General features: G+C 40.8%; 12 protein-coding genes and 1 pseudogene. 4 read left to right on the forward strand and 9 right to left on the reverse strand.

The genetic code is table 11. The annotated features are described in order from the left end of the window. Positions 1-697 precede the first annotated feature (697 nt). The 3 genes from UB51_RS09810 to UB51_RS09820 all read left to right on the forward strand — a co-directional run bounded on the left by UB51_RS09810 (position 698) and on the right by UB51_RS09820 (position 1,840). Entirely contained in the window at positions 698-1,093 is a 396-nt protein-coding gene (locus UB51_RS09810) for a hypothetical protein (RefSeq protein ID WP_044877149.1), read from the forward strand. A 94-nt stretch (positions 1,094-1,187) separates the two neighbouring features. Continuing rightward, a complete protein-coding gene (locus UB51_RS09815; RefSeq protein WP_044877150.1) occupies positions 1,188-1,604 on the forward strand; it encodes a hypothetical protein in 417 nt (138 codons plus the stop codon). Continuing rightward, positions 1,595-1,840 carry a hypothetical protein gene (locus UB51_RS09820; protein ID WP_044877151.1) on the forward strand — a complete coding sequence of 82 codons (246 nt, stop codon included), beginning with the start codon at positions 1,595-1,597 and terminating at the stop codon, positions 1,838-1,840. Before UB51_RS09815 ends, UB51_RS09820 begins: the two co-directional genes overlap by 10 nt. Positions 1,841-2,059: 219 nt before the next feature. On the opposite strand, the gene UB51_RS09825 is transcribed toward UB51_RS09820, so the two are convergent. After that, positions 2,060-3,607 carry a class I adenylate-forming enzyme family protein gene (locus UB51_RS09825; RefSeq protein ID WP_044877152.1) on the reverse strand — a complete coding sequence of 516 codons (1,548 nt, stop codon included), beginning with the start codon at positions 3,605-3,607 and terminating at the stop codon, positions 2,060-2,062. A gap of 310 nt (positions 3,608-3,917) precedes the next feature. Here UB51_RS09825 and UB51_RS09830 point away from each other — a divergent pair, with 310 nt between their 5' ends. Then, a complete protein-coding gene (locus tag UB51_RS09830; protein WP_052675840.1) occupies positions 3,918-5,990 on the forward strand; it encodes an S-layer homology domain-containing protein in 2,073 nt (690 codons plus the stop codon). Between the two features lie 268 nt (positions 5,991-6,258). On the opposite strand, the gene UB51_RS28220 is transcribed toward UB51_RS09830, so the two are convergent. The 8 genes and pseudogenes from UB51_RS28220 to UB51_RS09865 form a co-directional block, all read right to left on the reverse strand. Then, entirely contained in the window at positions 6,259-6,417 is a 159-nt protein-coding gene (locus UB51_RS28220; protein ID WP_160297248.1) for a hypothetical protein, read from the reverse strand. A gap of 149 nt (positions 6,418-6,566) precedes the next feature. Further along, positions 6,567-7,664 carry an alpha/beta fold hydrolase gene (locus UB51_RS09835; RefSeq protein WP_052675841.1) on the reverse strand — a complete coding sequence of 366 codons (1,098 nt, stop codon included), beginning with the start codon at positions 7,662-7,664 and terminating at the stop codon, positions 6,567-6,569. 91 nt (positions 7,665-7,755) lie between these two features. After that, on the reverse strand, positions 7,756-8,349 hold the full coding sequence (locus UB51_RS09840) for a TetR/AcrR family transcriptional regulator (protein WP_044877153.1): 594 nt from the start codon (positions 8,347-8,349) through the stop codon (positions 7,756-7,758). Between the two features lie 1,210 nt (positions 8,350-9,559). After that, complete coding sequence (locus tag UB51_RS09845; protein ID WP_052675842.1) at positions 9,560-10,477, reverse strand: FG-GAP repeat protein; 918 nt, start codon at positions 10,475-10,477, stop codon at positions 9,560-9,562. A gap of 191 nt (positions 10,478-10,668) precedes the next feature. Continuing rightward, the gene (locus UB51_RS09850; RefSeq protein ID WP_052675843.1) at positions 10,669-11,691 is read right to left on the reverse strand and encodes a hypothetical protein; all 1,023 of its coding nucleotides are present in this window, start codon (positions 11,689-11,691) and stop codon (positions 10,669-10,671) included. A gap of 311 nt (positions 11,692-12,002) precedes the next feature. Further along, positions 12,003-13,373: a hypothetical protein gene (locus UB51_RS26375; protein WP_052675844.1), complete on the reverse strand. Its 1,371-nt coding sequence runs from the start codon at positions 13,371-13,373 to the stop codon at positions 12,003-12,005. A 238-nt stretch (positions 13,374-13,611) separates the two neighbouring features. Further along, positions 13,612-13,797, reverse strand: a pseudogene (locus UB51_RS09860) (N-acetylmuramidase domain-containing protein); the annotation flags it as partial. Between the two features lie 295 nt (positions 13,798-14,092). Next, positions 14,093-15,250, reverse strand: coding sequence for a TolB-like translocation protein (locus UB51_RS09865; protein ID WP_052675845.1), 1,158 nt, complete (start codon positions 15,248-15,250; stop codon positions 14,093-14,095). Positions 15,251-15,310 lie beyond the last annotated feature (60 nt).

Genomic DNA, 15,310 nt, shown 5'->3' on the forward strand with positions numbered 1-15,310 from the left:
AAAGAGGGAGTTCCATCCTTTCATACAAAGGTTTTAGGTGCCTACAGGCTACAGGTCTTTACCAGACAAGGCTTTGGATCATTTGCCTACGATCGCCCATACCCCCTGGGCAGGCTTGAACCCCTTGCCAGAGAGAGAAACACCTTACGCCCACGCGCTTTGATCTGTACATCCTTTCTTTACACCATAGGGATATATATATATATTATTTTTTATTTTTTTTATGGGCCACACTGGGCGAAATACTTTGGGGTCCTTGTCGGCAGGGACCTCATGGTTGCCCAGAGGTCATGGGCGGGACTGGGCAGTTTGGGCAGATGAACTGGTGGTTTTAGTTCATTCAGGGTTGTTGGGTTCATTGTTGAACCGGTAGCTTGCTTATCTTGATGCTGTGTACTCCACGTTAATCTTATGCTGCTTAGTTCTGTTGGGTGGCTGGTGAGCTTCCTCTCTCGAAATGTGTGGTCCTGGTCCGAAGAGTGATTCCCTTTGGTTCAGAAAATGATGCGTCTAGGCGGTCAACTTGGCGATGTGCTATGGTCTAGCCTCTACTTCGGGGAGCTTTGTGGTTGTGGTAGCTGATCAATGGTGCTCGTTGGTGTACCGGATGGATCGGTGATACCGTGTAGTTGGCTCTCTTTCTGTGCTGCAGTGTCTGCTCAATGAAAACACTTTCCTCTAGTGGATGACAGCTGGAGTGATTGGATTTCTTACCCTTAAAATGAAAATGTTCAGACTTTCGTTACAACTTCTCGTTATAATCTGTGTTTCCGTTTCATTTACATTACCTGTATCTTCTGCTAAAACATTTGAAATACTGCCTGATCCTGTGTGGACGCATACATTTCCGGAATATAACTATATGGATAATGTATACCGAACAGAAAAGTACATGTTCGCACATACCAGTACAGGAGACGACCGGCTCTGGAATGAACTATATGACTCAACAGGTAGGCGGATTTTCTCATTAAACACAACAACCATGTCCTTATTCGGTTCAGGTTACAGCATTATCACAGCCCAAAATGGAAACACATTCTGGCTGAAGCCACAACGCATAAAAAACAAAAAAAATGGACACGATCCCTAGTCGCTGTTGATACTTCAGGCAAACAACTCTGGTCCAAATCATTCGATGGCACTTCTCAGACGCAAGAATATATTTTCAGGATAACGATACCATTTTGATGGTTATGAATTCTATCGGAGGTGAGGGGAATCGCAAAACAAAGGTATATGTATACAATCAGGCTGGCAAACTACTATACCAAACACTATTAGACGGCTTTTTAGAAACTGTACAGGGCGGGGTCATCATCACTGTTGATGGTTATTCTACTGGAAACGATAATTTCATTGTTCCTATACATGGCTATAACAACTCCCTCAAGCTGCTATATAAATACCAGCCTCCACAAAACTATACGGTTACACCTGCTGCAACTAGTGATGGAACAGTGTTTATTTCTAGCACCGTACGCAATATGAAAGCAGAAAAGATGTTTGCCCTGAACGTAGATCCAACAGTAAAATCATCATCGGAACAGGTAACCATATTATATTTTATGATAAAACGGGTCAACTTAAAAAAATGGGGGTAACCAAAACAAACAAACTCGATTATAAGACTGTTCAGCTTTCGCCATCCGGCAAAGAAATTCTGATTCAGGATAGTAAGAATATTAAAATATTCAAGGATTCAGATTTGAACATGGTCTATCAAGTTAATTTGTCTCAGTCCGAAGATAACAATGCCAGAACCAATTATTATTATGGTGATAACGGAGTTATCTACTCCTATTACGATACATTCCTATCCAAATATATTCTGAAGTAAAAGATAGTCATTCTTATTCTATCCCGCGTTGTTGGAATATAAAGCACAGTTATGAGCCCTTATTGTCCCAGCGTCCACTTTTCGAGATTGGCATTCTTCGGACACGAGGGTTCGTGGGGATAAGACGTTTATTCTCCCACAACTATCCGCATGATATAAACGTGCGTTCCAATCACTCTTTTGTGTGTACAAAGGTTTAGTGCACCCTTTGTATACTCATCATTGGCAATATTGTTTCCTGATTTTCACCTTGTTCAGTTTTCCTACGGAAGTTCTGGGTAAGTAGTCTACAACTTCCAAACGTGTAGGAATCTTAAATGGGGCGATCTTATTGAAACAGAATTTCTTCAGCGCTCCTAAAGTAAGATACGAGTCTAATTTGAGAGTTACCACAGCAGTTACTTCTTCACCCTCATCAGATAATGGCGTTCCTATTACTGCAATCTCAAGGATAGAAGGATGTTTGCCTAGTACTCCCTCCACCTCTGAACAATACACGTTTGAACCGCCCACAATGATCATATCTTTCTTTCTATCCACAAGGTACAAAAAACCATCTTGATCAAATCTACCTATATCCCCAGTATACAGCCAGCCATTTCGAAGGGTTTTGTTTGTCTCCTCAGAATTATTCCAGTAGCCGAGCATCATTTGATCGCCTTGACAAATAATTTCGCCTTTGTCACCCTGTGTTACATCATTCCCAGACTCATCAATGATACGTAAGTTAAATGCCTTTTGTCCCCATAATGACATATTTGCCGGATTACCAACGGATATTAGGCGATTTAACTTTCCTTGATCGTAGCATTGATTTATTGATAAAAAGCTGATGAAATTTCCACTTTCCGTTTGTGAATATACTTCAGTTAATTGTGCATTTGGAAAAATATCTAGTGCCTTGTGAAATGTTTCCTCACTGATAGGAGCCCCGCCACAAGAGATCCCTTCTATTGATTGTAATCGTCTGGATTTTATATCTTTCAAATTGACAATATCTCTAAATAAAAGTCCTACAGTACCTAAAAACTTAATTTGCTCACGCTCAATGATTTCAACAACCTCCTCAGCTTGCAGTGGATAGGAATCCGGGTAGATGAGGCAACCTCCTTCAAATAGTGTAGACCACAGTGTGAATTGACCCGTCAAATGTGCTTGATTAAAAACAAGTGATTTTTTAGAGGGATTGTGTCCCCCACCCCTCTCTGGGTTCATGGCAGCCCAACTGTTGATATTGCGATGCGAATGCATCACGCCCTTGGACCGTCCAGTCGTACCTCCCGTATAAATAATAAGCGCAATATCGTCAGGATCTGCCTCATACCATTGAGTTAGGGAAGGAGAATTAATAATAAAGTCCTCTATGGAATTGGGAGCAAGACGTGACTTACAAGAAATGGAATACTTTATATTCAGTAAAGAGATGACTTCTGATATATTCAAATGATCGAGGTCATGAATTACAGCAACGGGAGCAGCATCTTGAAGTATTTGATTAATTTCTAAAGGTGCTAAACCGGGAAATATTGCAGCTGGAATTGCACCTATAGCAATCACAGCGCATTCCGCAATAGCAAGGTATGGTGATGGGTTGCCCAGTAGAACAATACGTTCACCAGGTTTTATGTAAAGATCATACAAACCACGAGCAACACTGTTCACTTGATGTAAAAGTTGCTCATAGGTTAGGATCTCGTTCTTATACTTCATTGCATTATTTGTTGGATACATACGAGCAATATTCGGGAGTATTTTTGAAAGCAGCATTCAGTTCCCTCCTCCAATCATTTTGATAAAACACATAAATTTACTGTGTATTAAAAACGTACCATTATAAAGAGACAGTAGCAAATAGCTTTTTCTTATAACTAAATATTGATTTTGTTATAATTTAAATTCGAGAGGTGACTAATCTAGATGTTATCTAACTGAAAATAAATCAATACATTTTCAACAGGTGGAACACCTTCGCAAATTTTGTTATATTTTCTTTTCTATTTGCAGGGAAAACATTGAAAAATGTCGAATAAAGCTCTAGCAATAACTCTATCTGCATCGAAAGGGGATCAATATACATATGAATCATTCTACTTCAAGACACTCTCAATTATCATTCTTCCACCGAATCCTGCATCTGGCTTGTTCTATCACTCTGACGGCTATGCTCGTTGTGGGCATGAGCGCGTGCTCGTCAACGGTAAGCGCAGCTGACAGATCATCCGGGTATACACAAGATCAGTTGGATGCGTTAGCTTACCTGAATGAGATTCGCACCAAGGTTGGACTTCAGCCATTAAGACTGAACGCCAACATTACGACGGCCGCCGAACTGCATGCTACATACTATAACATCAATAATATTCAACCAAGTCTGGACGCCCACAAAGAAAAACAAGGTATGCTCGGATTCATGGGCATATCGGTCATTGACCGACTAAAGGCATCTGGTTGGCAGATCGGCACGGGCAATTACCGCACTGGTGAAGTTATGAGCTTCGTAAAAAAATCGAGCATTGATGCCATGAACAGCTGGCTCAATACTGCTTATCACCGCCAACTCATCCTTAGTCCCATGTATGACGAGATTGGCATTGGGCTCGTAGACGGTACTGCCGTCGTCGATCTTGCCGCGACTTCTCCTTTGTCTTCGATCAATAATGGTATCGCATTGTACCCTTATGATGGAATGAAGAACACCGGAGTTGGATTCTATGGCATGGAAATCCCGAATCCACTGGATCAATTTGACGTCAAATTCTCGGGGTACATTATATCGGCTACCACGGATAAAAATCTCACATGGCATGAGGCTGTCATTACTGACGAGAGCGGCGCGATTGTCCCGTACTTTGAGGAAGTAAAGCGAAACGACACGTTATTCTTGTATACCAAGTCGGTGCTGAAGGGCTACCATACCTATACCGTATCCCTCGATTACCAGGTAGAAGGTTCGTCCGAGAAGCGGAGCAAAGTCTGGTCATTTACAACGGGCCAAGGAAATAAATTGTCTAGTCTGTCGGCAAAGTATCCAGAGATTGTCATCAACGAAGGCGCTCAACAGCCTATTCAGGCGATTGCCATGTATAACGATGGTTCCACCATGCCGATCACTTCTGAGGTGAAATATACTAGCAGCCGTCCAATTGGATTAAGTGTTTCTTCGACCGGGATTATAAAGGGGCTAAAAGCTGGCGACTACGTTGTCACGATAGCGTCTGGCAGCATCAAAGAACAAGTAACGGTCAAGGTACTAGCTAAACTAAAAATCAAATCGTACCTATCCGTTGATCCTGTCATATTGACGGACATCACGGGGCATAAATCCCAATCTGCCATTGAGTGGGCCCTGCACTCAGGCATTATGCAAGGCTACGCCAATGGTACGTTCAAGCCAGATGCGACCGTAAGTGAAGCGGATTTCTGGACAATGCTACTAAGGATGTACAAAGTCAACTATGAGGGCTATGCCCCAGCTAAGAAAAAACATTGGGCTGATGGTGCCTATAAGATCGCTGCCGACCGTAACTTTCCTCTGGACGGACTGAAGAATCCTGCCGCAAGGAATGTATCAATAACACGGCAGAAGGCAGCAGAGATTATAGTGGCAGCGGATGGTTTCAATTATATAGGTACCAATGCGGTATGGTACATGATCACAACGGACTATGTAAGGGGCGTAACGGAACGGTCCCTTGAGGGTTTCAAAGGGGAGAATGTAATCACGCGGGCCGATGCAGCCGAGTTGTTGAAGTATTTGCAGCCCCAAGTGACCGAGTTACGTGGAAGACCAATCGGTCTAAGCCCGGGAGAGACACTACCACGACTGCCAAAGAAGGAAGTATATGTGAAGCCGGACAAACTGGAAGATTACATGCTGGTAGCGGAATTCCACGCTGACCATTCGCTTACGATTGAGGGGAAATTCCAGCCTTTTGCTGGCAAGCAGATGACAATCAGGGTACAGTCTGGTGGAAAAACACCTAAGCATATTGAGGAAGTTAATGTCTCGCTCGACAGCAATGGTGTATTTAAAATAACGGCCCCTGGTCCGTACGACCAAGAATCACTGAATTTGTATTTTGAAACTGTGGAAGTGAGCTATTGGATCGATGTCAATTATAATAGTATAAACTCCAGCCAATATCGATAAATACAGACGAAACTCGGTTCTTATCAATCAGCGACTGGACATACTGCTGTGCGAAGGTGTATGCGGGTATCCGGTGAAGTGCGCACCCCTTAGAATAGACATTGGATCCCCCTCGGGGTTTAGCCGATGAAATTATATGGGGTGCACTTCACTCTTTCGGAGAGCCATCGTATAGCCTTACTTTTACTTTTGTAATATCAGGGTCGAAAATTAAGCCGACAACCAGCACACATTCATCCCGAATAGACACCCTACTTAATCTCCGTCCTTAAATTTTCACGCCCCAATCAAAGCCCTGATTGCTCTTGCTGTAACAAGACCAGCCGACCGCTTGGTTGGTTCCGATAAAAATGCCGGAAGAGTCCTCGATATTGTTAACAATTAAATAGTTGAAAATCACGCATGCCCTTTGATGAGACAGGTTCAAGCAACCCCCTCCATGCAGATGGTTGCCTATTTCGCTCTTCAATTGAGCGTATATACCAAAGTTATATTCCCCCATTTAGTAAAATTGCATGGATTTTGACCACGACAATAAGCGCATCCACCTGTATTAACGGAGCCCCATGCAGAGACTCACTTGGCCGTCGCCATAACATTCGTTCGCTCCAAAATATCAAATAACGCCTCGTTGAATTTCTCCTTCCGGTCAAGCATGGCAATATGACCCGCATCCGGAATGGAGTAAAACAGCTTGAGCGGCGCTTGTATTGTTGAAAAGAATTCCTGTGCCAGTGGATAGGGTGTTTGCCAGTCCCGCTCGCCATGTATATAAAAGACAGGTATTTCAAATGTAGCACCCATAGACGACAGATCGAACGATTCCATTAAATATTTCCAAATATGACGCTGTCCGTCGCCAAATGCTCCGGAGATGAAAAAATAGCTCATATCCTTGAGAGTATAAAACGGTGAACATAAAGCATTGATGATAAGCTCTATTGTAGGACCGGCCGATAACTTATATTTTCTTTGAAATTTTCGAGCCTTCGTAAGTTTCCTGATCATTTCGTCATCGAATGCGAGCGGAGGGTAAGGTTTCAAACGAAGAAGAGCTTGATAATCGTTGTCGTTTCCCGCTTCTTTCGCCGATTCCAGTACTTTTTCATAGCCGACGCGTTCATTGTCAATCATATTGACAACCTGCCCTACGCCGATATAAGCCTGCACAAGCTCCGGATATTTTTTACTGAACAGGCTGCCTAGCACCGAGCCCCATGAATGTCCCAAAATGATAATCTTCTCTTTGTGATACTTATTTTTCAAATATTCCACAATTTCATAAGTATCCTGTACGATACGGTCAACCGTGGTTGTTGGCGCAACTTGTTTCGGATCATTATTGAAATAGGTTTTGCCGCTGTTTCTTTGATCCCAATGTACGACCGTGACACGTTTCTCCCAAGGGATCTGAAACTCTTGGGCAAACGGCAGTATAGGCTCTCCCGGGCCGCCATGCAAAAACAGCATCACAGGATTGTCAATGTCCTCGCCCCGATGATGCAAATATTGCGAAATGCCCCCGATGGTTACGAATTCTCTGCAATCAATGCCTTTACTCATGGGGCTAATCCGAATTTGATTTGCCTTCTTCTTTTTCTTGTACTGGACAAACAAAACCAAGCAAACCATTAATATAAGCAATCCACCTAAAACTATTAATAAAACGCTCATAGGTACCTCCGATAACTGATATGACCACGGTTCCGCTCAACAGAACAATGGCCAATCCCATACGACAGTTTGTATATCTTTAGGAATTCTCTCATTGCTTGGCTCCCCCCGCCATGTAATCGGCAATGGAATGAACGAGTATATCCAAAGCCTTCTCTCTTCCCCGCTCACCAAAAGGCATATCTGTCGAACCCATAAAATGGAGCGCATTCATTAGATATGCAAGCACATCAATCTCGCATCCCGATTCGTCAATGCCGCAAAGCGACAGCGTCCTGCTAAAATAGTCGTTAGATTTTAATGCTTCCCAGTCTGCCGCCTCATCTGGAAGCTTACGAAGCAGATACTCTATATCCGATGGAGAAACGTAGAGAACAATACTGTCCGCTGCCAGATAGATTTCCTTCAATGCCTTTATAAGTCTTTCTTTCAATTTTATTTTTTCGGACAAAACGGACTCTACTTTCTCAAACATTCTATTCTCGCTCTTTTTGATAATCGTATAGAGGAGTTCTTCTTTGGAATTGTAGTACGAGTAAAAGGAACCTTTACCGATATTTGTCGCATTGGTGATATCCTCCACAGTAACCCGCTTTACGCCTTTTTTGCGAATCAGTTCAATCCCTTTTGTATACATCGCTTCTCTCACCATTTCTTTTTCATGTTCGGTGACAATCTTAGGCATAATCCCCCTCCTTTTAATGACTATAAATCAATTATATAGTCAATAAAAATATATTACCCTCTTTTTCCGCTTCTTACAAGATATTTTGTTTGAGTGAGCCGGTAGCATGCAACGACAATGTATTGAGGAAGCCCTGCGACCAGAAAGTCCAAGTTCCGTGTAGTCGCCGACCCCATTCACTACAGGGAGAGGAGTTCCCCTGTTCTGAAGGCCAATTCTCAGTGGTTTGGAAGCCGGTAACAATGTACGGGATATCCCTTTAAAAGAATTGTTTGGGTACATAGGAATGAATAAAAATTCTCATATATATATTTATATTTTTACTTTTTCACCGTGTTTACGGGAACCCGTCGTAGACGGACTTGAGCTATGTAGCCATGTTTACCAGACTGTTACCGGAAGTTACCGAAACTTGTGTACAGGCGCTCGGAATGGTTTGCTTTTGCTTTAGTCTTACGTCGCTTGTTTAGTCGTGATGTTCTGTAATCCGCGTTTATGTGTATACTTCCTTGTCCTAGTGCTGTGTATAACCAAGGTTTAGAATTACTGGTGTACGGTTAGACGTGACGTGCAGTACTGCTGTGTGCTTGGTTTTGTTTTCTGACCACATCTTGGGGTACTACACTGAACAAAGTCCCATGTTGTTTGAAGTGAATGTGGCTAACGATGCCCAAAGGAGGGCTCTCTCTGAGACGTATTGGGCGCTGATGGGGTCAAGACTTTGCGCTAAGACCCATTCATCTGCAAGTTGTGGCAATGTGTTTGTAATCACTTTTCGCCATAATGGGAAGCTGGAGCGATTGGATTAGTTATGAGGGAAATCCGGTGGCTACTGGGAAAGAGTGAATGAGGAAAGCCCGCGTTGGGCGCAGGCTTTTTTAGTTGATCATATGGCGATGTAGGGCTCATACCGTGTGCCTGAGATATCTCAAGACAGAAATACAAGGTATGACCGTACAATCGCTTTTTCTTTTCTTTTTTATTTACTATCGTTTGTCTTTCTGGGGCTAGCAACATAAATGAAGGGGTACTCGCCTTTGCTTATCTTCCATTTCCATTCAGAATTAAATTCCCGTCTGCCTTAACCCGGATATCTTTTTTGCTCCGCAGTTCAATCCCATGTTCATCCAGCAGTCGGATCACCACTTCATCATCATTACCCCGTTTTAATTAATGATTGGATATCCCATGTTCCTGCTCCTTTCATTGGCTAGTTTACGTTTATCCGTTGTTTGCTTACGTATTGAATGACATTATTAAGTGTGCGGTTATGTTCTGCTTGATTTATTTCTTTATCCAGTTCAGGTAGCGTAATAAACTTGTTGTCTTTTGTCTGAAAATAAGCACCTGCCACAGGACGAGTTTCTACCCCGTTTTTATTGACTCCCGTAACATAATCCGCAATGATCACAATATCCGTTCGTCCATCTTGGTTCAAATCCTTAAATGCTACAGCCTTAACCTTATCAATCATTCTACCTGTATTACCATAAAATTCAGGGAAATTGTATACAACTTTGTTCTCGTAGTCTTCCTTTCCGTTCCCTGTCAAAAAAAATTGAGCTTGTATGAAACTGTGATTTTTCTCATTCTTTAAAGTAGACACAAATCTGACGTTCTTCCACCCCGCTAGAGAAGCATTAAAAGACTGTTTCTTTTGAATAATATACGGTTCCATATTAAGATCTATCTGACCATCCTCTTCCAAAAAATTAACATAAGGTTGTTCTTTGATAGACTTTCCCATATTATATTCGATGAAAATGTTATCTATTTTTCTGGTTGAAGTATCCCAGCTAATACATAAGTGAAGTCCATTTTTGGAATAGGTCAAAAGTCCATTGGTAACACTATCTGGCTGCCCATAAATTTGTAGCGTCTCTTCAAGCGTATCACCTATTTTGAGTCCTCTTCTGGTCGTTATTTTGGGAGATTCGATACTGGCGGCTACCAGATAACTCTCTCCATCTACCAGATCTTCGCCCTCAAGTTCAATTTTAGACAAAACTACGAATCGAATCTCTGGCTCTTCATATCCTGGATAAGACAAGTTCCATCGTCTAAACTCGCCATTTCCACTGATGAATCCATTATTGCTCGCTTCGTATCCTTCACCATATCCCCACATGGCAATAAGATCTTTAATATTGGTACTTTTAGTGAACTGCTCGGAACGATATGAGATTGTAAAATCATCTTCCTGAAGCGCCTTTGGTTTAAGGGAAACCGCATTATTACTCTGAACAGATTCTTTGCTCTGTCCATTGTTTTTTATATCTTTAATTTTCCATTTGCCTGATTTTTTTTCCAGAATGAACGTTAGTTCTTTTTTTCCTCACCGTCTTCCGTCATCTCTGATCCGTCCTGAACCAAGAATGTTTTCTGTTGACCTTGGTTAGCAACCTCAGAGATGTTTAATTCCAATCCGCCGTAATCCATTAAGGAAAAGTTAAACATATCTTCAATATCATAAGTTTTGCTTACTACTGTTACTACCGAATCAGTGAATAAATCTACCTCTTGTATGTGGAATTCAAATCTCTTCATTAAATGTATATCTTCCAGATAATTTTGAATCACAGCCTTTGGATCACTCGGATATATAAATTCCTTAGGATCTTCTTGATATAATAACTCAGATTGTTCAGGCCCTGTTCCATCATATTTCTGGTAGAGCATTACTCTATGCTTTTGAGTATCTTGAACATCATAATAACTTACAGTTTCAAAAATACCATCTTCATTAATATCTTCTAACTCTCTGATTCCTCTCCCCGTAGCTCCAGGATAATCATAATTAATAATTTCTATCTGATTATGTTGTAGTTCATATATTACAAACCCTTCGGCACCATACATTTCTCCATAAGAATAGACAACGATAAATTTACGCAATGTCTGGTCTAAACTCATAATCTTCATCTCCGTATTAATGTGTGCTGTTACAATTGGATCCTTTAACTCTCCAATCGTACTAAATTCCCCCCCTTTATTACCTATCACATTTATTTGTTGAAATTCGTCCGGTTTGTCTCCAAAGGCGATAATGTATTCTGCATTTCCATCTCCATCAACGTCTTCTTTAATTACTTTCTGCTGTTTCATATCAGGCGGTCGAGTTTGTTCTATAAACTGCTTTAATTTGTTAGCTTCGTCCAAAGCATCTTGACTTACTTCTTTCGCAGTTTGACCGCTGTTAACAATCTGAGAATTGGATGTAGATACTGATGTGTTGCTACTAGCAGTAGTTTTTGTATGTAATTCTGTATGCGGGTTACATCCTGAAATGAACAGTATAGCGATACAGCCAATGATCATCATACAATTTTTTCTGTAAATCATATTTCCCCCTCTTTCGTAGAAAATGTATTTCACCCAGATTTTGGATGTGAGGGCATGGGCGAAGCAGTGGATGACATATTTTTAAATACAGGTATTCTAAAAATCATAGGGGCATCTACCATTTTTCCTATTCCTTCATCCAAATATTCCGTATATTTTTCCGTCTGGGAGCCTGTTAGCACACCTGTCAGATATACCTTTACATGCTCGTTTATCTTCTCATCACCTTAATCTTAGGATTTTGAAGCGGGAGGGCGGTACCGTCGAAATAGACAATTGGATATCCCATAGTTATGACTCTCCCTTATCAGTTAGTGTACGTTTACCCGTTGTTTACTTACGTATTGAATTACATCATAAAGCGTCCGATTGTGCCCTTTCCCGTTGATCTCCTCATCCAGTTCGGGCCGTGTGATGAAGCTATGGTCTGGTTGCTGAAAATAAATACCTGCTACGGGAAATGGAACTTCACCCTCGGGGCCGCTCCCTGTAATGTACTCACCAATGATCGCAATGTCAGTGTATCCATCCTGATTCATATCCTTGAAAGATACTCCCTTCACTGCCTTCAACATCCCTCTGTTATTGCCATTAAATTCAGGGAACGTATATAAAATAGTATCTTCGCCATCCAATAGAAAAAAATTCGCCTGATTTAGCCCATGAGTATTACTTGTAGCGGATACAAACTTTACTTCTCCCCATCCTTTCAGGTTGGTGGTAAAGGATTGGTTGTTGTCTATGGCGTATTCATTGTTGTCTATTTTTTGCTGTTCTGCCCCATCAACATTAAATGATTTTAATGCTTGCCGTATCTCAACACCTTTTCCAGAAAATTGAACAGTTAGACTTGCATCCTTATCACTTGTAATTACAAATCCATTCGTATCCTCTGAGATCTCTATACGCATTTCTATATACTGCTGGTTTTCTACAATTAGTGTATTATCATAAATACTCAGGTTCCAAAAATCAGTAGAACCAATTGTGTTAGTGAAACTATGTTTCTTCTCAGTCCATTTCTGATTGTCCAACTCCCACGCCGAAACAAATACAGGCTTAGGTGAATACAAAGAAACGTAGCCTCCTAATAAAAGCTCTATCTTATCTTTATTAGTACGAATCACAAAATCTCTAACCATCTCTGCACCTTCATTCATAACTAATTGGGCACGTACATGATGCTCATCATTCCACCACTGAATAATTGTATATTTATCTTCTATCGTACCCTTTAGACCCAGAGGCGCCTGAAAATTAACCACTCTGATATTAAATTTTTTCTCTTCAAGTACTACCGCTTTAGTAAATGAAAAAACTTCTTGATCAAACTTATTACTAAATTCACTATCCTTTATTTTTACACTTTCCTGCATGTTCATTAGAGCAACTAGCCCCGATGTAAACTGATCCAGATTGCTTTGTCTTATCTCTTCCTTTAAATCTTTATTTATACTGTTACTTAGTTTGTTTTTCAATTGTTCCAATTCACGTTGATAGGAACCGCTTGAGGCCGACTCGTTAATACGGGACGAACCTATATCCGGTTTCGATTGGAAGTTTGAACTTTTTTCAAGTTTTGTTTGAAAGTTCGAATTTTTTTCCGATTTTGATTGAAAGTTAGTACCTCCATTCAATGTAATACACAACAGTAACAGTAGTAAAACATGTAATGTTCTCATTTAATCCATATCCCCATTTTCACTTAAAATGTTCATTTGTCAGATCGAATTCCTGTTGAAGATTATAGGATTTACCATGCACAGTTCCGGTACCATTAACAATGGTAAATTTCCTTAAACTTGCATCATTCATATATTTATCTAATGATTTGTCAATGAGCCGCGTACCACTTTGCAGTCAGATCACTTAGCTTGTCGGCATCTGCCTTAGATGTCTTGGCAATCGTATGGATCAGGGGACTTTATCACGAACGGCTTTGCCTGCTTCTTCCGCCGCTTTCATTTGCTTGATATTCCCGCTCGCATTGCCTTCCATCCAACGGATGGTTTGCTTCTGCATCTGTTCCTGTGCCCATTTAGGCATCGTCGCCATTTCACGCAGTTTGCTTCGAAGTCCTTCTGCCAGCTTTTGTGCTTTGCGCATTAACTGTTTCTTCTTCCTCCACAGGCGGCTTCGCAGGTATAGTTCCCTTACTTCCATCTTTCGGCGGAAATCGATTCATCAAATTTAAAACGTTCTACATTAGGCATGTCTATAACATGACCGTCTGAAAATTCAAGTCTCACTTTTTAGATATCGCTGTCTCCTTTATATGTGCTATTGGGATTCAAGAATCCTTCAATGATATTTAATCTTCTTTCTTCTTGGGGGCTTCCCAAAAATTGAGTGATACTTTCTCCCTTTCCATTACTCTTTTTGCTTTTGAAGACCAAAGAGTCTAGTAATTCTCATCCACCATATGGTTGGCATCAAATAGATACTTCCCTTGATCAGAACGCGTTGAAGAAACAGCAATGGATTGTACCTTTACCTTGTTGCTGTACTTCATGTAGTCAAGATTCGTGTTAATCCACTGTATTGGTTCCACCCAGCTTCCAGGGTTATTGACCGTACGGGAAATATCCTCTTTTTTTCCACTATGGATATCTATCAGAAATACCTTCACCATATCTCGATCTGCCAGCACTATCTTGTTCAGATCAGGAGATAATACAAATGAATCGCTAACTTGGCCTAGCCGTTTCTTTGTTCCGGTTGCTATATCTAGAGAATAGATATCATCCAAGAACGTATCCTTATTTTTAGAAATCGTATAAACAAGCTGGTTCGGCTGATCCCACTTTAAAATAGACGTAACATCTTGACCGGTAAGCAGACGTTTAGCCCCGCTATTATGGAGCACATCGAGCATAACAATCCCCTTCAGATCGTCCAAAAAACAAAATTTTGTGTTATCGGGCGAAAAAATTCCTCGTCCTGGGTAAATGCTGTTCGCGCTTATTTTAAAACGACCCATATTGATTGGCGATGTCTGTTTAGTTGGTGCATTATATACGTACACTTTCTTCTTCGATTCGTATATATATTTACTTAGATCAGAGGAAACGACAAGATAACTGCTATGAGTAAGGTCAAATTGAAACTCCTTTTTACCTTCGTTCAAATTGTATACCTCTACCTTACTTTGTTGCGAATTAAGTCTCCATCTGATTACCGCTATTCTACTGCCATCATTTGTCATTCTCCCGACACTAATATAGGAGCCACGGTTTTTGACTCTTTCTTGTTTCGTTTGCATCGTGTCTATCAAATCATTCATACGTATATACGTTTTTCCTGTGGGATCGTCCAGATTGGTTAAAAACTCTTCATCATCCGGCCCTCCTCCTCTTTCACCGTTCAGAAGCCAGTTCATTTTTCTGCTGTTATGTTCAGTGTTTATATATTGTTTAGCCATATCAAATGAGACTTGACCAACTTGATCCTTTTTTAAAGCCTTTGTAGGATATGCATAGCTAATTTGTTTTTGAGAAAAATCGATAGAAGATAACAAGATTATAATAATAAAGATACAAACTTTTTTTATAAAATGCATGACTTCACCACTTTCCTAACTTCCACATCAATGGGTTGACTCTTTTAAATCTCCAGAGTA

Origin of the sequence: Paenibacillus sp. IHBB 10380 (assembly GCF_000949425.1) — a bacterium.
Taxonomy (GTDB): Bacteria; Bacillota; Bacilli; order Paenibacillales; family Paenibacillaceae; genus Paenibacillus_AQ.